This is a genomic window from Paenibacillus sp. FSL L8-0638, assembly GCF_038593075.1.
Lineage (GTDB): Bacteria > Bacillota > Bacilli > Paenibacillales > Paenibacillaceae > Paenibacillus > Paenibacillus polymyxa_D.
In genome coordinates, this window is record NZ_CP151960.1 from 2,509,516 (window position 1) to 2,534,245 (window position 24,730).

Below are 24,730 nucleotides of genomic sequence, written 5' to 3' on the forward strand. Positions count from 1 at the left end.
GGAAGGCAAGCTGCAATTGACAATCAGCTACAGCAAGCAGGAATATCGCCATGAAACGATGAAGCAGTTAGCTGAACAGTTCAGAACCAGCTTGCAGGAAATCATTACGCATTGCGTAGGCCGCAAACAGCAAGAACTGACGCCAAGCGATGTCATGCTTAAAAATGTAACGATGGCCGAGCTGGATCAATTGGTAGAACGGACTCGTGACATCGGGGAACTGGAAAATGTATATGCGTTGACGCCGATGCAAAAAGGCATGTTGTTCCATAGTCTGATGGATGCAGCGTCAGGAGCTTATTTTGAACAAACGACCTTTGATTTGCACGGACGCTTCCAAGCGGATATTTTCCAGGATAGCTTGAATCATTTGGCGCAGCGGCATGAGATCTTTAGAGCCAATTTCATCAGCGGTTGGCAGGATGAGCCTGTGCAGGTGATTTTCCGCCGCAAGGAGGTTGGTTTCAGATGCGAAGATTTGCGTCATCTGAATGAGCAGGAGCGTGACGCGTATGTGCAGGAATTTATTCGCAAGGACAAGGCAGCCGGATTCGATTTGTCCCGGGATGCGTTGATGCGCGTGGCGATTTTACGAACAGGTGCTGAGGATTATTATTTTGTGTGGAGCTCTCATCACATCTTGATGGATGGCTGGTGTGTGGCGTTAGTCACGGATGAGGTGTTTGAGGCTTATTTTGCAGCCGTGGAGCATAGACAGCCGAAGCTTGCCCCCGTGACTCCATACAGTCAGTATATTGAGTGGCTTGAAGCACAGGATGAAGAAGCAGCAGCTTCCTACTGGAAGGATTATTTGCTCGGCTATGATCAGCAAACTTCGATTCCGACCGGAAAAGTAGGCGTGAAAGCGGACGGTGCACAATTTGAGCATATCCTGTGTGATCTGGGCAAGGACTTGACCGGACGTATGGAAATGGTGGCCAAGCAGTACCACGTGACCCCGAATACATTGCTGCAAACAGCCTGGGGCTTACTGCTTCAAAAGTACAACGGTAGTGACGACGCTGTTTTTGGCGGTGTAGTGTCTGGTCGTCCAGCGGATATTTCGGGGATTGAAAATATGGTGGGCTTGTTCATTAACACCATTCCAATACGTATCCGCAGTGGGGCTGAGGACACCTTTGCCGACCTGATCAGAACGAATCAGAAGCAGGCGCTGACTTCTCAAGATTATGAAACGTATCCGCTGTATGAAATTCAAGCCTTGACCGAGCAAAAGCAAGACCTGATCAACCACATTATCGTGTTTGAAAACTATCCGGTGGAGGAGCAGGTCGAGCAACTTGGCGAAGGTGCAGCGTCGGATTTTGAAATTCGCAATGCCGGCATGATTGAACAAACCAACTATGATTTCAATCTGGTCGTTATGCCGCAGGAAGCGATGAAAATCCGATTTGAATACAATGCGAAGTTATATGATCGTGAATCTGTGAAGCGGACTCAGGGCCATCTGATACAGCTATTGGAGCAGGTGGTAGCGAAGCCCGACACTCGGGTGCAGGAGCTGGATATGGTAAGTGAGCAGGAGCGCGAGCAAATTCTCCGCGTATGGGGCAATACAGCCGCCGAGTATCCGAGCGAGCAAACGATCCATGGCCTGTTCGAGACACAAACGGCGCACACACCGGAACAGCCAGCATTGTTCTTTGAAGGAGAGCAGCTGACCTATCGCGAGCTGAATGAACGTGCGAATCGTCTGGCGCGCACCTTGCGTAGTCAAGGCGTGACGAAGGATCGTTTGGTGGGACTGATGACCGAGCGTTCGGTGGACATGATCGTGGGCATCTTCGGGATTTTAAAAGCCGGGGGCGCATATGTCCCCATCGATCCGACCTATCCAGAGGAGCGTATCCGCTACATGCTGGACGACTCGGGTGCGAAGCTGTTGTTAACGCAAAACCATCTGGTGGATAAAGTGGCTTTCGATGGTCACGTGCTGGTGCTGAATGGGACACAGGGTGTGTATCACGAGGATGGTTCCAATCTGGAGCCGTTGTCTGGTCCGAACGATCTGGCCTATGTCATTTATACGTCAGGTACGACGGGGCAGCCGAAGGGTGTTATGTTGGAGCATCGCGGTCTATGCAATCTGAAAACGTATTTTGATCAGACGCTCAAGATCCGCACGTCGGATCATACGTTGCTGTTTGCTAGCTATTCGTTTGATGCGGCTTGCTGGGAAATCTTCCAGGCGCTGTTCTGCGGAGCCACGTTGTATGTACCAACGTCAGAGACGATTTTGGACTATGAGCGATTCGAACATTATATGACAGAACATCAGATTACGGTGGCGACGTTGCCACCGACCTATGCGGTGTATCTGGAGCCGGGATGGATGCCAAACCTGCGTATTCTGTTTACGGCGGGTTCAGCATCCTCAACAGAATTGGTATACAAGTGGAAGGATCAGGTGGCGTATTACAACGGCTACGGTCCAACCGAAAACTCGGTGGCGACGTCGATCTGGCCGGTATCCGAGGATGAGAGAGCCGGACAACTGATTTCCATCGGACGCCCTATACCGAATCATCGGGTGTACATGGTGGATGTGCATGGACATTTGGCTCCGGTAGGTGTCGCGGGTGAACTGTGCGTGTCCGGTCCGGGTCTGGCCCGTGGTTATCTGGATCGCCCGGAGCTGACGGCTGAGAAATTTATACCAAATCCGTTTGCGGCTGGTGAAGCCGACTACGAACGAATGTACCGTACGGGTGACTTGGCCAGATGGATGCCAGACGGCAACATTGAATATTTGGGCCGGATCGACCATCAGGTGAAAATCCGGGGCTATCGGATCGAGCTGGGCGAAGTCGAGGCACAAATTTTGAAAGTGGAGGATGTACAAGAGGTCATCGTACTGGCCCAGGCGGACGAACAGGGGCAAAACCAACTGGTGGCGTACTATGTTGCTGAAAGGGAAGTGAGCGCTGGTGAGTTGCGCAGCTTACTGGGCGAGGAGCTTCCAAACTACATGGTGCCTTCGTATTTGGTACAGCTGGAGCAGATGCCGTTGACACCGAACGGTAAAATCGACCGCAAGGCACTGCCAACACCGGAAGGCAGCCTGCAAAGCGGAGCCGACTATGTCGCACCGCGGACATGGGTGGAAGTGAAGCTGGCGCAAATTTGGCAGGATGTGCTGGGTCTGGCGCAGGTCGGTGTGAAGGAAAACTTCTTTGAGATTGGCGGACACTCGCTGCGGGCGACGACGCTGGCCTCGAAAATTCACAAGGAGCTGAACAAGCCGCTTCCACTGCGCAGTATTTTTGAAGCGCCAACGATTGAACAACTGGCAGCGGTCATGGAAGGTCTGGATCAAGTGGCGTATGCGTCCATTCCGGTGACGGAAGAACGCAGCTTCTACCCGCTTTCCTCGGCGCAAAAACGATTGTATGTACTGCATCAGTTCGACCCGAATGATGTGAACTACAACATGCCGTCAGTGCTGCAAGTGAGTGGTCCGTTGGACGTGAAGCGAGTGGAGGACGTGTTCCGTCAACTGATTGCCCGTCATGCGACCTTGCGCACTCGCTTTGAGCTGGTGGACGGTGAGCCGATGCAGTGGATCGAGGATACTGTACCATTTGTGGTGGAATATACGAAGGTACAGGCCGAAGATAGGACTGCGCATACAGACATGGCCGCAGATATGGTAGTCAGCCCAGAAACGCAGGCATTGGTACGCCGCTTTGTCCGTCCGTTCGATCTGCAAGCTGCTCCGCTGCTGCGGGTAGGCTTGGTAGATTTGGGTGTACAAGGAACCGAGCAGGAATCGCAGCATTTACTCATGCTCGATATGCACCATATCGTCTCGGATGGTGTGTCCATGGGGGTACTGACCGATGAATTTGTCCGCTTATACGACGGTGAAGAGCTGCCGCCACTGCGGATACAGTACAAAGATTATGCGGTATGGCAGCAAAGCGAAGCCCATCAAGAGTGGATGCAACGTCAGGAAGCGTACTGGCTCGACACCTTCCGGGGTGAACTGCCTGTGCTGGATGTACCTACAGATTTTGCCCGTCCGTCGGTACGAAGTACGGCGGGCGATACGGTGGTGTTCGGGCTGGAACACGAAGCAAGCGAACGTCTGAAGGAACTGGCGGCGCACACAGGCTCCACGCTGTATATGGTGCTGCTGGCGGCGTACACCGCGCTCTTGTATCAATACAGCGGACAAGAAGACATCGTAGTCGGCACACCGATTGCCGGACGACCGCATGCGGATCTGGAGCCGATGATCGGGATGTTCGTCGGTACGTTGGCATTGCGGAACTATCCGACAGCGGAACATACCTTCCGCAGCTACGTGGAAGAAGTGAAAGTTTGTGCTCTGCAAGCCTATGAACATCAGGACTACCCATTTGAGGAACTGGTGGAAAAGCTAAATGTGAAGCGGGATATGAGCCGCCATCCGCTGTTCGATACGATGTTTACCCTGCAAACCACTGAGGAAGGCGAACTGCAACTGGCAGATCTGAGCTTCCGTCCATACGGCTTGGAACAAACGCCAGCGAAGTTTGATTTGACGCTGGAAGCCAGAGAGGACGAGGCAGGTATCCAGCTCGGATTGCAGTATGCAACTGCGTTGTACGAGCGCGAAACGGTAGAACGGATGACGCGTCACTTTGTTCGCTTGGTCGAAGCTGTGGCGGTGAATCCGGATGCGAAGCTGGGTGAGCTGGAGTTGATTACGGTAGAAGAAATCGAGCAGATTCTGAAGGTGTTCAATGATCCGAATGCGCACAGCCTGCTTGGAGCATTACAAGGCCGTACGCTCAGCGAACGCTTTGAAGAGCAAGCGAAGCGCAACCCTGAGCGGATAGCCGTTGTGTCTGGGGCCACCGCGCTGACCTACACTGAGCTGAATGAGCGTGCGAACCAATTGGCTCGTGTGTTACGAGCGGAAGGGGTCGAAGCAGATCAACCGGTTGGCGTATTGCTGGAACGTTCTGCGGATATTCTGGTGAGCATTCTGGGGGTACTTAAGGCCGGAGGTGCGTATGTGCCGATGGATACGATGTATCCACAGGAGCGCATCGACTACATGCTCCAAGACAGTGGGGCCAAGGTCGTGATTACAAGTAGAGTTGCCAATCTGTCGCTCGGCTTGCCATCCACAGTTCGAGCTGTAGTCTTGGATGACGAGGACGTTCAAGCTCAACTGGGAGCACAGGATGCGAGCAATCTAATCCCTGTCGCCCGCCCGCATAACCTGGCCTATATGATTTATACGTCAGGTACCACCGGTCAGCCGAAAGGGGTCATGATCGAGCAGGGCAGTGTTAGCAATCTGGTAGATGCTTTACGGGAGCGAGTATACAGCCGTTACGAACAGCCGCTTCATGTCGCATGGCTGTCAGCATTTGTATTTGACGCTTCGGTGAAGCAAATCTTTGCCAGCTTGCTGTTAGGCCACACTCTGCATGTGGTGTCCCGTGACGTCAGTCTGAGCGGAGAGCATTTGATCGCCTACTACCGCACGCACCGGATTGATCTGTCGGACGGCACACCTGCGCATCTGCATATTTTGAACGAAAGCGTCAGTGTGACGGAAGCGCCGGAAGTGAAGCATTACCTGATTGGTGGCGAAGCATTATCCGTGCAGCTGGTACAAGTGTTCCTGCACAAGTGGTCCGGGTATCGTCCGGTGATTACGAACGTGTACGGTCCGACCGAAACGACGGTAGATGCGACCGCTTATACGATTGAAGATGTGGAGTCCCTGAACGCACTGCTGGAAAAAGGGGAGCATACGGTATCTATCGGAACGCCGATCGCGAACCAGTCTGTGTACATCCTGAACAGCCAGCAACAGCTGGTACCGATCGGTATCGCAGGTGAACTCTATATCGGGGGTGCAGGTGTCGGACGAGGATACCTGAACCTGCCGGAGCTGACGGCAGAGAAGTTCATCCCGAATCCGTTCGCTGATGCAGCCGATCAAGCGGACAGCACTTACGCACACCGAATGTACCGAACGGGCGACCTGGCACGGTGGTTGCCAGACGGCAGCATTGAGTATTTGGGCCGGATTGACCACCAAGTGAAAATCCGGGGGTACCGGATCGAGCTGGGTGAGGTGGAAGCGCAGCTGCTGACCGTGGACGGCATTCAGAAAGCCGTGGTCACAGCATGGGAAAACGAAGACGGACACAAGGATCTGTGTGCCTACATCATAGCTTCAGCGTCCCTGAGTTTGCCGGAGCTACGGCATGCGCTGCAGCCGAAGCTGCCGGATTACATGATCCCGACGTATGTGGTACAACTGGATCGTTTCCCGCTGACCCCGAACGGGAAAATCGACCGCAAGGCGTTGCCTGCACCGGAAGCACGCCTCGAAGGAGGCCTGGAGTACGTTGCACCGCGGACGCCGCTGGAAGCCAAGCTAGCCCAAATCTGGCAGGATGTCTTGAAGTTGTCCAGCGTAGGAGTCACCGACTCATTCTTTGACGTGGGTGGACACTCCCTGCGGGCAACGACGCTGGTGGCCAAAATCCATCAGGAACTGGACAGTCGGATTACGCTGCGTGAGGTGTTCCAACACTTTACGATTGAGCAGCAAGCCCAGCTCATAGCTACGCACGGCACAGACACCTATACGGTGATCCCTGCGGCGGCGCAACAGGCGTACTACCCGGTTTCCTCGGCTCAAAAACGACTGTACATTTTGAGCCATCTGGAAGGTGGGGATCTCAGCTACAATATGCCGGGTGTATTAACCGTGGAGGGACCGCTTCAGGCCGATCGGCTGGAGGATGCGTTCCGTCAGTTAATAGCTCGCCATGAAACGCTGCGGACTTCCTTTGAAATGGTGAAAGGTGAGGTCGTTCAGCGGGTGTATGATCAAGTGGAGTTTGCAGTAGAGCACTTGCAGGCTAGGGAGTCTGAAGCCGAAGCCTATATCGAATCATTTGTACGCAGCTTTGATCTTCGTCAGGCACCACTGCTGCGTGTCCGTCTTATTCAAACCGGACCAGAGCGCCATCTCCTGATGTACGACATGCACCATATTATTTCAGACGGTGTATCGTCGAACAATATCGTGCAGGAGTTGGTACAACTGTACGAAGGACAGGCATTGGAGCCGTTGCAAATTCAGTACAAGGACTACGCCGTGTGGCAGCAGCAGGAGATGCAGCGTGAATCATACCAACGCCGGGAACACTTCTGGCTGGAGCATTTAGCCGGAGAATTGCCGGTACTGGATTTGCCAATTGCTTATCCTAGACCTGCTGTTCGCAGCTTCGAGGGTGCGATGTATGAATTTACAGTGGACGCGAATGTATCCGAGCAACTGCACCGAATTGCGGCACAGACCGGAAGTACACTGTACATGGTGCTGTTGAGCGCCTACACCGTTCTGCTGTCCAAATACAGCGGTCAGGACGATTTGATCATCGGTACGCCAGTAGCAGGCCGCTTGCTGCCTGAGCTGGAGCCACTGATCGGAATGTTCGTCAATACGCTAGCCATCCGGCATCAGCCGAAGGGCAACCAAACGTTCCACAGCTACTTGTTAGAAGCCAGAGATCGTACGCTGCAAGCCTTTGAGCATCAGGATTATCCACTGGAAGAGTTGGTGGAAAAGCTGGATGTAGCACGGGATGCAAGCCGTAACCCGTTGTTTGACACCATGTTTGTACTGCAAAATACAGAGTCGCAGGAAACGAAGCTTGAAACGCTGTCCTTCAGTCCATATGTTCAGGAGCACAGCATCTCCAAATTCGATTTGACCTTGTCTATGAGTGATGAAGACGGGGAAATCAAGGGTTCGTTTGAATATTGCACGAAGCTGTTTGGGGCCGACGCTATTGAGAGATTAACCAGAGATTTGATAGCGATCCTGTCCCAGATTGGAATCGATCCAGATTTGCTGTTAGGCGATATCCAGGTGAACTCGGACGAGCGGCCGGAAGGCTTCTCACCGGATTCCATCGACTTTGTTTTTTAAATCCGTTTTCTAAAATGCAATGAATTCACTTTGCGTGTGCAGAGGGCGGCGGCTTGTCCGACTGCCCTTGCCTGCAAAGTATTCTTTTTCCGACACAACGCTCATGTACGTAACAACGCACCATTCCAACCGGGGTAACAGACCCCATGAAGCAGGAGGGATGTCATTGAAAGCCTTATTTGAGAAGGAAAAAAATTACTGGAGTCATAAACTGGAATCTGAGGATCATATCATCTGCCTACCATACACTAACCATGTGTCCAGAAGTACAACTGTAACGAGTTTAAATTCCCATACGTACATGCTCACATTTCCAACTGAAATTTCCCAAAGAATATCATCTATAACAGGTGGCGCTTCATGGGCCGTATTTATGGTCCTGCTTGCTGGAGTAGAGAGCTTATTGCATAAATACACAGGTGAGGAACGTGTGCTGCTGGGCATTCCGGTAGCCAAGTCTAGCAACGGTGCTACAAAGCCGATCAACCATCTACTTTTATTGAAAAATACGCTGGATTCCAGCACAACCTTCAAAGCCTTGCTGTCTCAAATCAAAACCTCTGTCGGCGAAGCTATTGAACATCAAAACATCCCTTTTTGGAACTATTCTGAATTACTTGACATTCAACGTAATGAGGATGGAAAGCCTCTTATTCACACCACAGTATCCTTGCGAAATATTCATATTTCTGATTTTTTGGATCACGTACAATCTGAACTAGATTTCCAGTTTCAATGGGAACATGAAGCGGTCTCCCTAAACGTAAAGTATAGTAGCGACCGTTATAGCGAGACGACGATTGAGCACTTTGTTGAGCAGCTTCTGCGGCTGTACACTATTGTTTTGCAGCAGCCAGAGTTGGCGATTTCCACAGCACAAGTGCTGTCAGAGCAAGAAGTAGAGCAGCTGGTTCATACCTTCAACGATACCACTGTGGATTATCCACGGCATGCGTCTATTCATGAATTGTTCGAGAAACAGGCGAAGCAGGCACCACAGCAGGTGGCGGTAGTGTGTGGGCAAGAAAGCCTAACCTATGCAGAATTGAATGAAAAGGCCAACCGACTGGCTCATTCTTTACGTAAGCAGGGAATCCGCACCGAGCAGACGGTCGGCATTGTAGCTGAACGCTCGATTGAGATGATTGTCGGTATGCTCGGGATTCTCAAAGCAGGTGGAGCGTATGTGCCCATTGATTCTGATTACCCGGATGAGCGTGTACGCTATTTGCTGAAGGATTCCGGTGCGGACATACTGCTCGTGCAGCGAATGGAACATCGGCCCACTGATTTTAAGGGAATGGTGCTTGACCTTAGCGATGCCGCAATTTATGGAACGGATGATGCTGATCGTTACGATCCCATTTTGTCGAATGAGCACGGGACGAATACTGATTTGGGATACGTGGACTGCCTAGATCCGTTCTACTCCATTTCCGCCAGTCCCGAACTTGCTTCTACGACAACCATACAACCAGAAATCATGCAACCAAAAGCTACGCAATCAGAACAAGCAGAACCAGAACAAATACAGCAGACTTATGCAGCTGGAGAACAACCGAAGGCGAGCGCAGCTGGTCGCTTGGCCTATATTATGTACACCTCAGGGACTACAGGCCAGCCCAAAGGGGTTATGGTGGAGCACCGTAATGTCGTGCGTTTGGTGACAAACACAAACTATGCACGCTTGAATGCCGACACACGCATTTTGCAGACCGGGTCTGTTGTCTTTGACGCGTCCACCTTCGAAATTTGGGGTGCGCTATTGAACGGTGGACAGCTAGTGCTGGTGAGTCAGGATGTTATTTTGGACGCGCCCAAGCTCAAGGAAGTTGTCCGCAATCACGGCATTACCACGATGTGGCTAACCGCACCGCTCTTTAATCAGCTATCCCAGCAGGACTTGGAACTATTTGAGGGAATGCGGGAGCTGTTGGTCGGTGGTGATGTGCTGTCCGTACCGCATATTAATCGGGTATTGGAGGCCCATCCGAATCTACATATTATTAACGGCTACGGTCCGACGGAAAATACGACTTTTTCTACCACACAAGCCATTACTGGCGTTCAATCGGGATCTGTGCCCATTGGCAGCCCGATCCATAACTCGACGGCATATGTCGTGGACGGTTCGATGCAGCTCCAGCCTGTTGGAGCGTGGGGGGAACTGATTGTCGGCGGTGACGGGGTGGCTCGTGGATACCGCAACCGCCCAGACCTGACGACCGAAAAGTTCATTGACAGCCCGTTCCGTGGCGGCGAACGCTGCTATCGAACAGGGGACCTGGTGCGTTGGAATGCGGACGGGACGCTGGAATATAAGGGACGGATCGACGAGCAGGTGAAAATTCGAGGCTACCGGATTGAGCTGGGCGAGGTGGAAGCACAGCTGCTGAAGCTGGAGGCAGTCCGAGAAGCTGTTGTAATTGCACATGAAGATGAGCAGGGGCAAAAGCTGCTCTGCGCATATGTGGTCACCCAAACGGAAGTAGCGACAAGTGAGCTGCGTAGTGCTTTGAGCCAGGAGCTACCGGGTTACATGGTACCGTCGTATTTTGTACAGCTGGAGCAATTACCACTGACGCCCAATGGCAAGGTGGATCGCCGAGCGTTGCCACAGCCAGAGGGAGGTGTAGGCTCAGGCGCAGAATATGTACCTCCTCAAAATCAATTACAAGCACAACTGGCTAGCATCTGGAAAGATGTGCTTGAGCTTGAGCGCATTGGCATTAAGGATAACTTTTTTGAGGCAGGAGGACATTCCCTGCGGGCGACACATGTCATATCACTCATCTATAAGGAATTGCATAAAAATGTGCAGCTAAAGGATCTGTTCCAGCATCCGACCATTGAACAGCTGGCGCAAGTTATTGAAGCACTGGAGCAAACCACTTATGAATCCATCCCTGTTACGGAGAATAAGCCATTTTATGCGGTCTCTTCGGCTCAAAAACGGATGTATATCCTCAATCAGCTTGATGGAGCGGGAATTAGCTATAACATACCTGGTGTCCTAACTCTGACCGGTTCACTTGATCACAAGGCACTGGATAGTGCATTCCGTCAGCTTATTGATCGCCATGAAACATTGCGCACAAGTTTTGAGACCATGAACGGTGAACCTGTCCAGCGAGTACATGACGAGGTTCCTTTTTGCATGGAATTGACTAATGCTCACGGAGCTACCGCAAAGGAAACGGATGAGCTGGTACGTAACTTTGTCCAACCATTCGATCTGGGGCAGGCTCCGTTATTCCGAGTTGGTTTGATTGAAACAGACCCAGAGCATCATATTTTGCTCATGGATATGCATCATATCATTTCGGACGGCACCTCTATAAATGTACTAATTCAGGACTTCATTCATTTATATGCAGGCGACACGCTGCCCTCGTTACGCATTCAGTATAAAGACTACGCCGCTTGGCAACAGAAGCAGCAGCAAAGTGAACGCTACCAGGAACAGGAAAACTACTGGCTCAATACCTTCGCAGGAGAGCTACCTGTGCTTGATCTACCGACTGATTATCCACGCCCAGCGGTGAGAAGCTTTGAAGGAGATGTGCTGGAATTTACGCTTGACCAACGACAAAGCGAAGGCTTAAAAAGCATTGCGGTGCAGACGGAATCGACATTATATATGGTGCTGTTGGCAGCCTATTCGGCTTTGCTTAGCCACTATAGCGGGCAGGAGGATATTATTGTCGGTTCGCCAATTGCAGGGCGGCCCCATGCAGATCTGGGCAGTCTGATCGGGATGTTCGTGAATACACTGGCAATCCGTAATTATCCAGAAGGTGGGAAAACGTTCCGTGATTATGTGTTGGAGGTCAAGGATAACGCGTTAAAGGCTTTTGAACATCAGGAATATCCGTTTGAAGAGCTGGTGGAGAAGCTGGGCGTGGATCGAGATTTAAGCCGTAATCCGTTATTTGATACCATGTTTGCACTACAAAACATAGAGCAAAAAGAGCAGCAGCTGGCGGGGCTGCAATTGGCATCTTATCCAAGTGAGCAAACGACGGCCAAATTTGATTTGAGTCTGTTCGCAGTGGAGGATGGAGAACAAATTTCCTGTGCTCTTCAATACGGAACTCGGCTGTACAAACGAGAAACCATTGAACGACTGACTGAACATTTGCAGCAGCTTATCAATGCGGTTATTCAACAGCCGGATATCGCTCTTTCGGCTATAGAAATGGTTTCGGCCCAAGAAAAAGAGCTGCTTGTGCAGAGATTCAATGATACGGTAGCAGACTATCCGTATCCACGAGATCAAGCACTGCATGTGCTGTTCGAGGAACAGGTAGCGCAATCACCTGATCGGCTGGCCATCACCTTTGCGGACATGCAGCTTACCTACCGTGAGCTGAATGAACGTGCCGACCGTCTGGCACGCATTCTCGCTTCCCATGGGATACGGCGCGGGTCCGAGCCAGAGACACAGCGAGTAGCAATTATGGCTGAACGCTCCATTGAAATGGTCGTCGGTATGCTGGCGATCTTGAAGGTCGGAGGGGCTTACGTTCCCATTGATCCCGAATATCCTGAGGAGCGTATCCGTTATTTACTGGAGGATTCCGGTGCGGGGCTGTTACTGTTACAACGACGTGAGCAGATGCCTTTTGAACCCGGCATTCCGGTCATCGATTTGAGTGATGAACAACGATGGAGTAGCAAATCTGAATTTGACGCTCATACGGATGGAACCATTGCGATTACAACAGGGGGATCTTCCTCGGATCTTGCGTATGTGATCTACACCTCTGGTACGACAGGCAAGCCGAAGGGCGTGATGATTGAGCACCGTAATGTCGTGCGCCTAGTGAAAAACAAAAGCTATGCCACGCTTGATGAAAATACACGTATGCTGCAATTGGGCGCAGTTGTGTTCGATGCCTCTACATTTGAAATCTGGGGAACGCTGCTGAACGGGGGACAACTGTATGTGGTAAGTCATGACACTATTCTGGATGCCTCCAAGCTCAAACAGGCAATTGACAAGTATCGTGTTAACACGATGTTCATGACCACGGCTTTATTCAATCAGTATTCGCAGCAAGAAATCGGAGTGTTTGCGTCCTTGAAGGAGTTGCTCGTGGGTGGTGATGTGTTGTCTGTACCGCACGTCAATCGTGTGTTGAAGGAGTACCCGCAGCTTCGCCTAGCCAATATTTATGGGCCGACGGAGAACACCACCTTTTCCACCATCTATGACATTACAGAACCGCAAACCCAGGCTATTCCCATTGGCCGTCCAATTGATCACTCGACCGCTTATGTGGTCAATCGTTCGTTGAAGCTGCAACCTATCGGGGCCTGGGGGGAACTGATCGTCGGTGGTGATGGTGTTGGGCGTGGATATCTGAATCGGCCCGAGCTTACGGCGGAAAAATTTATTGAAAGTCCATTCCGGTCTGGAGAATATTGCTATCGTACAGGGGACTTAGTGCGTTGGCGTACTGATGGTGTACTGGAGTACAAGGGAAGAATGGATGAACAGGTCAAAATTCGCGGCTACCGCATTGAACTGGGTGAAATTGAAACCCGTTTGTCCACGATTCCAGGTGTGAAGGAATCGGTTGTTAACGTGCGGCAGGACGATCACGGACAAAAACAGCTATGTGCCTATTTTGTAACAGATAGCGAACTGAGCGCCAGCGACTTACGTAACATTTTGTCGCAGGATCTGCCTGGCTATATGGTGCCGTCCTACTTTGTGCAGCTCTCCAGACTGCCTTTGACGCTGAATGGCAAAGTAGACCGCAGGGCACTGCCCGCACCTGAGCACAATCTCGATACAGGTATGGACTATGTGGCACCCGAGACGGATGTCCAACAGGCACTGGCTACGGCTTGGGGAGCCATTCTTGGTATCCCGAAAGTCGGAATACAGGATAACTTTTTCCATTTGGGTGGTGACTCCATCAAGGCCATCCAAGTATCGTCCCGCTTGTTTCAGGCTGGATACAAGCTGGAAATGAAGGACTTGTTCAAATACCCGACAATTGCAGGACTAAACACATATATTCAGCCTGTTAACCGAATAGCCGAGCAGGGCGAGGTTACAGGAAATGTAGTGCTTACACCGATTCAGCGCTGGTTTTTTGAACAGCCAACGGGAGAACCACACTATTTTAACCAATCTGTCATGCTCTATCGTCAGGAAGGCTATGACGAACAGGCACTACGGCGGGCGCTCCATCAGATTACATCGCACCATGATGCACTGCGTATGGTTTTTAGTTTGTCGGAGAACGGATGTACAGCATGGAACCGCAGTGTAGAGGAAGGCGAACCGTACCATCTGGAGTGCTTTGATTATAATGACAGCGATGTAAACAAGCAAGATTTGGCGAAGATAATTGAAGCGAAGTGCAATGAAATTCAATCTGGTATTTCTCTAAGTGAAGGTCCGCTGATGAGACTGGGACTATTCCGTTGCCCGGATGGAGATCATCTGCTGGTCGTGATTCATCATTTGGCGGTGGATGGAGTTTCCTGGCGCATTTTATTCGAGGATTTGGCGACTGCCTATGATCAAGCTTCCAAGGGTGAACAGGTGATTCAGCTGCCTCATAAAACAGATTCGTTCCAAACATGGGCCGAGCAGCTGCACGCTTATGCCAACAGCCCAGCTATGGAACGTGAGCAAGCGTATTGGGGGAAACTTGCACAAGCGGAACGGGCTCCTTTGCCGCAGGATTACGGGTATAATGAGCACGAAAAGCCATTGATTGGCGATAGTGAGTCGGTTACTGCTTTGTGGACACACGCAGAGACAGAGCAGCTGCTCAAACAGGCCAATCGTGCCTACCGTACAGAAATTAATGACCTGTTGCTAACGGCGGTAGGAATGGCATTGCAAGGATGGAGTGGAAATGATCGGTTCCTGATTAATCTGGAGGGACATGGACGTGAAGCCATTTTACCTGAGGTGGACATTACCCGGACGATAGGGTGGTTTACAAGCCAATATCCTGTTTTGCTCGATATGCCGGAAGAACTGGCACTTTCGCAACGGATTAAGCGGGTGAAGGAAGGACTGCGCGGCATTCCGCAAAAAGGGATTGGCTACGGTGTACTGAAATATTTAGCCGACCGTCAGACACAGGCACCGGAAGCATCTCCAGCTATATTTACGACAGATCCCGAAATCAGCTTTAACTATTTGGGACAGTTCGATCAGGATATGAAAGGGAACGACTTGCAATCTTCCTCATATGAGGGTGGGATGCCGCTGAGCCCGAACATGGCTCGAACGTATACGCTTGATTTTGGCGGCATCATTTCGGGAGGCCAACTGGGTCTGACGATTAGCTATAGCCGTACCAGCTATAGACCGGAGACGATCGAGCGATTGGCGAAATTACTGGAATCGAGCCTGCGTGAAATTTTGGTGCACTGCATCCATAAAGAACACCCGGAGCTGACCCCGAGTGATATTTCCTATAAAGGAATGAGTGTGGAGGGTTTGGACAGCCTCTTATCTGAAATGGGTGCTGCAGGTGAGATCGACAATGTATATGCACTGACCCCGATGCAGAAAGGGATGCTGTTTCACAGCCAGCTAGATAGTCAAGCAGCCGCGAATGACGCGTATTTTGAGCAGGTTTCTTATGATATGCGAGGTCAGATGGACATTCGGGCTTTTGCAGAAAGCCTGAATATTCTGGTTCGGCGACATGAGGCGCTGCGTACACATTTTTATTTTGGCAGAGATACGGAACCGTTGCAGGTGGTGTATCGAAATCAGGATTGCGGCTTTCAATATGAAGATTTACACCATCTGGATGAGGATGAAATAGATACCCGGGTGAAAAATTTCAAGCTACAAGATAAAGCACGAGGCTTTGATCTGCGTAGGGATGTTCTGCTGCGTGTAGCGATTTTACGTACCGGAGAAGACAGCTATCATTTTGTATGGAGCTTCCATCATATCGTCATGGACGGCTGGTGTCTGTCCCTTATAAATAAAGAAGTGTTTGAAAGCTATGCAGCACTTCAGGAGGGCAGAGTACCAGAGCTGGCACCCGCAGTGCCGTACAGCCGCTTTATTGAATGGCTCGAAGCACAGGATCGCAAGGCGGCAACCGACTACTGGAGCAGCTATTTATCCGGATATGAGCAGCAAACAGCATTACCAGCTGTAAAATCCGGTCGCAAGAGTGGAGGCAACACGGCTAGTGATTGGGTGACGGTTTTGGAACGTGAGTTGACCCTCCGGGTGGAGGAGACGGCTAAGCGATATCAAGTGACCATGAATACGTTATTACAAACCGTCTGGGGGATTGTGCTGCAAAAATATAACAACCACAGTGACGTCGTATTTGGCAGTGTCGTCTCAGGCCGTCCATCGGATATTATCGGGGTAGAGGATATTATCGGCTTGTTCATTAATACCATTCCTGTTCGCATCCTTAGTGAGGCAGGGGAATCTTTTGCAGAAGTTATGAAGAAAACGCAGGAGCAGGCTCTGGCTTCTCATGCGTATGATACGTATCCACTGTTTGAGATTCAGGCATTGACCGATCAGAAACAGGATTTAATTAACCATATTATGGTGTTTGAAAATTATCCGGTAGATGAGCAGGTCGAAGAACTGGGAAGTGACGGGCAGGAACTATTCCCGATTTCCAACGTGGTGGCTGCAGAGCAGACTAACTATGATCTGAGCTTAGTCGTTATGCCAGGAGAATGCATCAAGATTCGTTTTATGTATAATGCGTTAAGTTATGATCAAACAGGCATTAAGCGTCTGCATGGACATTTTGTGAATCTGTTGGAGCAAGTTTTGCTTAACCCGAATGTTTGCATAGAAGAGCTGGAACTGGTTACAGCGGCGGAAAAACAACAAATTACAGGAGAGTTTAATAACACTGCCTCTGCATATCCAAGCAATCACACGATCCAAAAATTGTTTGAGGAGCAGGCAGAGCGTACGCCGGATCATATTGCCGTCGCTTTGGGTCATCAATCATTGACTTACCGGGAGCTCAATGAGACAGCCAACCGATTAGCGCATACGCTGTGTGATGCAGGGGTGAAACCCGATGAACCTGTTGGCATTTTGACGGAGCGCTCGCTGGATATGATTACGGGAACACTCGCTATTTTGAAGGCTGGTGGCGCGTATGTGCCGGTAGATCCACAATATCCGGAGGACCGTATCTGTTATATGCTGGAGGACTCGGGAGCCAAACTGCTGCTGGCTCAACAAGATTTGCTGGATCGTTGCTATTTTGACGGACAGATTGTTAATCTGAATGAGGATACGTCCTACAGTGCAGATGCTTCCAACCTGGGTATAGATGGAGCGGGTAATCATGCTGCTTATGTTATTTATACCTCAGGCTCAACAGGTAAGCCTAAGGGTGTCGTTGTTGAGCATCAAAGTGTCGTGCGCCTTGTCCGCAATACCGATTATGTGCCATTTGATGAATCGACTCGAATGCTGCAGACTTGCGCGTTTGTATTTGATGTATCTACGTTTGAAATTTGGGGCGCGCTGCTGAACGGCGGTCAGCTTGTTCTTGTGCATAAGGATGATCTATTGGACGCGGCCAAGCTTAAAGAGACGATACGGGATCGTCGCATCACCATGATGTGGCTGACCACACCGTTATTTAATCAGCTTTCACAGCAGGATAGTAAACTTTTCGGCGATGTGAAGTATTTGCTGGTTGGTGGTGATGTTTTGTCTGCACCCCATATTAACCGGGTTCTGCGTGATAATCCGGACATGAACATCATTAACGGCTATGGACCAACGGAAAATACAACCTTTTCGACGACGTATCACATTACGGAAGAACAGCTGGATTCTGTGCCGATCGGACGTCCCATCTGCAATTCGACGGCGTATGTTGTGGATTCGTCATTTAACCTGCAACCGGTCGGAGCCTGGGGTGAGCTGGTTGTCGGCGGAGACGGAGTTGCACGTGGTTATTTAAATCGTCCTGAGCTGACGGCTGAGAGATTTCTTGCTAACCCGTGGGTGGACGGAGATCGCCTGTACTGTACAGGCGATCTTGTTCGCTGGCGTGAAGACGGCATATTGGAATACGCCGGACGGATTGATCAACAGGTTAAAATTCGCGGTTACCGGATTGAGCTGGGCGAAGTGGAGGCGCGGCTGGCAAGTGTACCGTCCGTGCGGGATAGCGTCGTTATCGCTTTGCGGGATGGAACGGGTCAACAGCAATTATGTGCTTACTTCACTGCCGATGAACAGCTGACCGTCCGTGAGATTCGAGCTGCGATGTCGGCCAGTCTGCCGAGCTATATGATTCCATCCGCATTTGTACAACTGGATCGGCTTCCGCTGACGACAAACGGCAAAATCGATCGCAAAGCTTTACCTGTGCCGGACAAAGGGCTGCACACGGGTATAGAATATGTCGCCCCGCGAACCGATGTGGAGCAGTTGCTGGCATCCATTTGGCAGGAAGTGCTTGAAATTCCACAAGTGGGTATCCATGATGACTTTTTCACGTTGGGTGGACATTCCTTGAAAGTACTGGAGCTTATACGCAAAGTTCACCTTGCCACAGACATTGAGCTCCCCATCCGTAGTGTTATGGACTTCCCGACTATAGAAGAGCAGGCGCTCACATTATTGAAAGCGGATCTGGAATACAGGGCCGATAGTCCAATCATTCGGTTGAATGAACACGGTCCGATCTCCATCTTCTGCTTTCCTCCTATGCTTGGATACGGGCTGTCGTTCGCGGAGCTGGCCAAACAACTGGATCAGGACGCAGTAGTGTATGGATTGGAGTTCGTGGATGATGCTGCGGATGAGCAGGCCATGCTGGCACGTTACGTTGATTTGATCGTCAGCACGCAAGCGCAAGGTCCGTATGTGCTGCTTGGTTATTCCATAGGTGGTAATCTGGCGCATAAGGTTGCTGACACACTGGAACGTCAAGGTCATACCGTATCCGATATTTTTATGCTCGATTCGGTCAAAAGGGCGGAAGCCCTGCCCTTCACAGCTGAAGAAACAGAGCATGAAATTCATGACATGCTGGAACAGGTTCCCGACTCCTACCGTGAGCTGTTGAATGAAACGTACCAACGTAAAATGATCGCTTACGCGGTGTATGGCAACCAGCTTGTGAATAGAGAGAGCGTTCAGGCGAATATTCACGGCTTTGTCGCCGTTGGATCGGAAACGGTGAGGGGTACAGGAGATAATCGACTTTTATGGAAAGACGCTACACAAGGTAGCTATGAAGAGCATAGCTTGATTGGTAATCATTATGAACTACTGGAACCCGGATTTATCGAGAAAAATGTAAAAAGTATCCGTGCCGCAATACAAAAGATAACTCGGAACACGGACAAAGACATGACACAAGATTTAGCACATCATAAATCTTGAAAATCTACGGTTGATGATTTTAAGAACTGAATCACTAATTTTTTAATCTGTAACACATGAATCCTGATCGACAGGTAAGATGCCTTCTGCTTACACGACTCGATCAGGATTCGCTTTATTATGTGCACTCCCGCGATGGGAAGTGCGATGATTCCATAGCGCCATGCTGATGGCTTCCATACGGAGTATAAATATCTGCTCGCTATGCAATCACCGCACGGTTCAAATCATTAAATCAACTTCATACGTAAGGATGGTACTTCAATATGAAGAATAAAGGCATTTGCTACCTATCCACAATTTTAGCAGCGTTGTTTCTCTGGAATCTGCTCATTGCTCCGGCATGGGCAATAGACAGCATAACACCTAATTCATTGGAAAAAAAAGTGGACGATATCATGGTTACAAAATTGGAAAAATTGCATATTCCGGGGGCTGCGGTCGTCGTGACTCAGGGAAACCAAATTCTTTTTAGTAAAGGCTACGGATATGCAGATCTGGAGCGGAAAATGGCATTCGATCCAGCAAAGACCATTGTTCGTGTCGGCTCTCTAACCAAATCATTTAGTGCAAGCGCCACGATGCAGCTGGTTGAGCAAAACAAGCTTGATTTGAATGAAGACGTGAATAACTATCTCCACAGCTATAAAGCTACGCAATACCAGAATCAGCCTTTCAATTTGCATCAGCTTTTGACACATACCTCAGGATTGGATGAAGCGCTGTACGACATTAACAGCTCGACTCGGGCAGGCGTTTTACCCACAGAACAGTATCTCAGCACGTATTTTCAAAATCAGCCACCTATCCGCAAACCTGGAATTCAGTATGAATACAGTAATGTCGCCTTCGGTCTGATCGGTAATATCGTGGAGCAAGTAAGCGGTCAGGGACTGAATGATTACCTTCGCACACATCTGTTCCAGCCGATGAATATGCCCAGCGCGACGCTGGAATTGCCGTTAAATCATCCTGCACTGGCCCAGTCGTATCAGTGGAAGGATGGAGCGTATTTGAAACAGCCTTTGTCGTATATCAATCTGCCCGGAGCAGGAGCGTTGAACGTCACACCCAACGAGTTTTCCCATTACCTGATCACTCATTTAAACCAAGGCAAGTATGAGGGCAAAGTGGTGCTCCAGCCACATACGGTAAAAGTGATGCATGCGCAGCAATTTGCAGTCGATGCACGCCTGGATGGCGTGGGCTACGGATTTTTTCGTGGTCATTTGGAGACAGGAGTACCTATGCTGTGGGCTACCGGGGAAATTGATGATTTTATTTCCGAAATGGTACTGATTCCGTCACAAAAGATCGGTATTTTTATGATCATTAATTCAGCTGACACGGACACTCTGCTTCATGGAAAAGTCATCGATGCGATAGCCCAAATGCTGCCCGCAAATCCGCAGGCCGCTTCTCAGTCACTGGCTCGTTCTACCACGCAAGTGAAGCTTTCGCCAGAGATTGAGGGCGTATATCAGGTGGATTCTAATCCTGTTCATGGGTGGGGAAAATGGATTCGAATACTGGGAAACATTACATACACCGTGCGAATTCAAGATGATCATACGTTAATTGTTAAAGGAAAATACCCAAATGAGAATGAAGCAACAGACAAAGTTTTTCAAGCAGCAGGCGATGGATTGTTTGTGGAAAAGGAGGGCCAGCTTAAAATTTTGCTGTATCAGGAAAACGGTACGTGGATGATGGTTGCCCCGGATAGTAAAACCATGAAGCAAACGACACTTTGGCACCGCACCTGGACTCTGCTTGTCAGCTATGCAGCCGCCTCCTTATTTTTCATCACAACCTTGCTGATTTGGATCGTAAGATATGTGATCAAAGCTATCCGTAAAACGAATAATCACATTTCGTCCAACCTTGCATTCATTGCGTCACTAAACACGATTTTTCTCGGGGTGCAGGTCATCTATGGTAACAATCAGATCGTGTATGGCTATTCCGCGTGGTATATCTGGGGAATTTGCACACTGCCGCTCATTTCAGCACTCATTGCCGTGTGGGTATTGATCGTGAATGGCGCAAAGCTGATTACAGGGGAAAGAAGAACCCGGGCTGCCGGGAAAATCCTATTTGCGGTGCTCACATTGCTGCATACAGTGTATCTCTTTTATTGGAATTTCCTTCCTATCCATTATTCCTAAAGATTTACAAAACAATGCATATTCGAACATAAATGAATGCTAAAATTTGTATCTGATGCCCCCCAGAAGGGCTTTAAACCAACAAACAGGAGGGAAAGAATGGGAATCTTTCGTCGTTTTACATCCCGTAGCTTCAAATATGCAACTGCTATGGTTTTCGCTTTATCGTTGTATGCTGGTGTTGCGGGCAGCATACAACCGGCACGGGCAGAAGGTCCGGCGGACCCAGCCCCCTTCATTGCAGCGAAAGTGGTCAATGAGAACGCTGGTAAAAAAGTGCTGTTTGATAATACTCATGGACAGACAGCTGGCGCAGCAGATTGGGTGATTGATGGTGGATTTTCAGACTTCGGCCAAGCCCTCGCGAGCAATGGCTATGATGTACACGAGCTTCGCCAATCTACGCCCATTACTTACAATGATCTAAAGAATTATGATGTATTTGTTACAGCAGAGCCGAATATTCCTTTTAAACAGAGCGAACAGGCTGCAATGGAGCAGTATGTAAAAGCAGGCAATAGTATTTTTTTTATTGGAGATCATTATAACGCGGACCGCAACAAGAATCGCTGGGACGGATCGGAGAGCATTAATGGCTATCGTCGTGGTGCATGGGAAGACCCTGCGAAGGGAATGAGTGCGGAAGAAAAAAGCTCGGCAGCAATGCAGGGCGTAGTCAGCTCAGATTGGCTGGGCAGCCAGTTTGGTGTGCGCTTTCGCTACAATGCATTAGGCGATATCACGGCCAATCAGATTGTCGAGCCAGCGCAGGCGTTCGGCATTACAGCTGGAGTGAGCAATGTGGCAATGCATGCAGGATCAACACTCGCGATTATCGACCCAGCGAAAGCCAAGGGGATCGTATATCTTCCTAAAACCAATCAGGCTTGGGGCAACGCGGTAGATCAGGGCGTGTATAACGGAGGCGGCATTCCGGAAGGACCTTATGCAGCTGTATCGAAAGTAGGACTAGGCAAAGCTGCTTTCATTGGGGACTCGTCTCCTGTCGAAGATGCAACGCCAAAATATTTGCGCGAAGAGACAGGAACCAAGAAGACAACGTATGACGGCTTTAAGGAGCAGGATGACACCGAGTTACTGGTCAATATCGTAGACTGGTTGTCCAAGAAGGAGGAGTATACCAGCCTGACGGAAGTGAAAAGCTTACAGCTGGACCAGCCGACGGCATTACTGCCTTTTGAAGAGCCACAGGCTTCCACGGAACCACAAGCCGAGCCTTGGTCCGCTCCCGCAGCCGGCTACAAATGGTGGGATCAGCGAACCTTCAAAGCAGGGTCCTATGGCGGATCTACAGCCAGTGCGCAACCAGTGTACAGCATCGTTCGTCAAGAGCAGCTGCCCAATGCACAGCCTTTTCAAATTCGGATTACTGCCGACCAACTGGCTCCCAATAGTACGATTAGCGGATTCAGCACAGGTATTTATGTAGCGGGCGGCAATCAAGTAGCCCAAATTCAAAATCCGGATGGAAGCTGGCCAACCTCTTACGGCTATAGTGGAACATTTAGCCTGGATTCCAACGGCAAAGGGCATGCCTATAAGGACTTGACGGTGCGGATCAAGCCGGGAACCAGTGGTTCAGCTAATCTTAGACTGAGGCAAAACGGCAGCAATCTGCTGACTCAATCCGTCGTGTTGGCTGATGTCCCGGCCCAGCCGTTGCCTGAGGAAGGAAATACGGTCCCAGCTCGTATCAGTGTCGCAGAAGCACGGAGTCTCCCGGCTGGCAAAGTCGTGACCTTAGAAGGTGTTGTGACGACGGAACCAGGTGCATTCGGTGGTCAAGCCTTTTACATGCAGGATGAAAGTGGCGGTATTTATGTATATCAGAACCAAAGCGGCTTTCACCAAGGGGATCGAGTAAAGCTTACAGCAAGCTTGGCACTGTTTAATAGTGAGCTAGAGTTAACCGATCCAGTGGCAATTGAAAAAACGGGAGAAGGACAACTTCCGGAAGCTGTACAAGTCACCCAACTCAGTGATGCGAACCAAGGACAGTTGGTTGAGCTTCCTACGGCAATGATTCGTAATGTGATAGACGCGACTCCCGTAGGTTCGTTTGAATTTGATGCAGTATCAGGTGAAGTAAGTCACCATGTGCGTGTCGATGCACGTACAGGCTTAACACGGACAACTTTTCCATATCAAGAAGGACAGCACGTGAAGCTAAAAGGAATTTCGGCGATTTTCAAAGGGAATTATCAGTTGAAACCGCGTGGACTGGATGATTTTTCAGCTCAGGCAGGTGCAGAGTTGCAAGAAGTAGAGCTTTCACTGGATCAAACGACCCTCAACGTTGGGGATACGGCAGTGACACATCTCAAGGGTACGCTGACAGATGGCAGCGAAGCAGATTTAAACCGCGCTTCTGTTCAGTATGTCAGTAGTCATGAATCCGTTTCGCTGGATACGTATGGAGAACTTAAGGCCCTAAAAGAGGGGAGCGCGGAGATTACAGCCAGCGTTACCTTGGATGGTAAAACGGTCGTATCCAATCCTGTAACTGTTAGAGTCGAAAAGACTGCTGTAGGTGAAGTGCCGGGTAAACCTGTGCTGTCGCATGATAACGGACAGGACACCGGGCTGAAGGATGGCAATTACAATATTACCATGAATCTGTGGTGGGGTACGAATGGTGATGAACTCAAGTTGTATGAAAACGACAAGCTGATTGGCACCCAATCGTTGCAAGCTGCTTCTCCTGGAGAACAGCATGCAGTCATTCCTGTTGCAGGTAAGACCAACGGTACCTACACGTATACTGTAGAATTGATTAACGCTTCTGGTAAAACGACCAGCGACCCATTAACTGTCGAAGTGACTGATGCTTCCCCTGGCACTCCAGTGCTATCTCATGACAATTGGGACGGTGACGGTACCTATACCCTTACAATGAACATGTGGTGGGGTACGAACGGGACAAAATACAACTTATATGAAAATGGAGAACTGATCGACTCCCAGGATCTTCCAGGCCAAAGCCCGCAGGCCCAAAGTACAGTCACCAACATCCAAAATCAAAAGCCGGGTACATATGAGTATCGGGCCGAGTTAGTCAATGCTTCAGGAGAAGTTTCTAGTCAAACGATAAGTGTAGAAGTAAAGGGCCATTAAGTAGAAATGATGGGCCGTTAAAAAGTAAGAGCATCTATTGACCTCGTGAGAGTCTATAGATGCTTTTTT

The 24,730-nt window shown here is 49.9% G+C and carries 4 protein-coding genes (1 of these 4 cut by a window edge); all 4 read left to right on the forward strand.

The window, feature by feature from the left end; translation table 11 throughout:
• Positions 1–7,972: the 3' portion of a non-ribosomal peptide synthase/polyketide synthase gene (locus MKY35_RS11340; RefSeq protein ID WP_342446405.1), read on the forward strand. 34,343 nt of this gene lie to the left of the window's left edge; the window shows 7,972 of its 42,315 coding nt (coding positions 34,344–42,315); the start codon falls outside the window, past its left edge; its stop codon occupies positions 7,970–7,972.
• Positions 7,973–8,138: 166 nt separating this feature from the next.
• Positions 8,139–19,358 carry an amino acid adenylation domain-containing protein gene (locus MKY35_RS11345; protein ID WP_342446406.1) on the forward strand — a complete coding sequence of 3,740 codons (11,220 nt, stop codon included), beginning with the start codon at positions 8,139–8,141 and terminating at the stop codon, positions 19,356–19,358.
• 266 nt (positions 19,359–19,624) lie between these two features.
• Positions 19,625–21,526, forward strand: coding sequence for a serine hydrolase domain-containing protein (locus tag MKY35_RS11350; RefSeq protein WP_342446407.1), 1,902 nt, complete (start codon positions 19,625–19,627; stop codon positions 21,524–21,526).
• 99 nt (positions 21,527–21,625) lie between these two features.
• Positions 21,626–24,661: a chitinase N-terminal domain-containing protein gene (locus tag MKY35_RS11355; RefSeq protein WP_342446408.1), complete on the forward strand. Its 3,036-nt coding sequence runs from the start codon at positions 21,626–21,628 to the stop codon at positions 24,659–24,661.
• Positions 24,662–24,730 lie beyond the last annotated feature (69 nt).

Coding starts and splice junctions, on each gene's coding strand:
- MKY35_RS11350 (WP_342446407.1), top strand. CDS start 19,625: ATGAAGAATAAAGGCATTTGCTACCTATCCACAATTTTAGCAGCGTTG.
- MKY35_RS11355 (WP_342446408.1), top strand. CDS start 21,626: ATGGGAATCTTTCGTCGTTTTACATCCCGTAGCTTCAAATATGCAACT.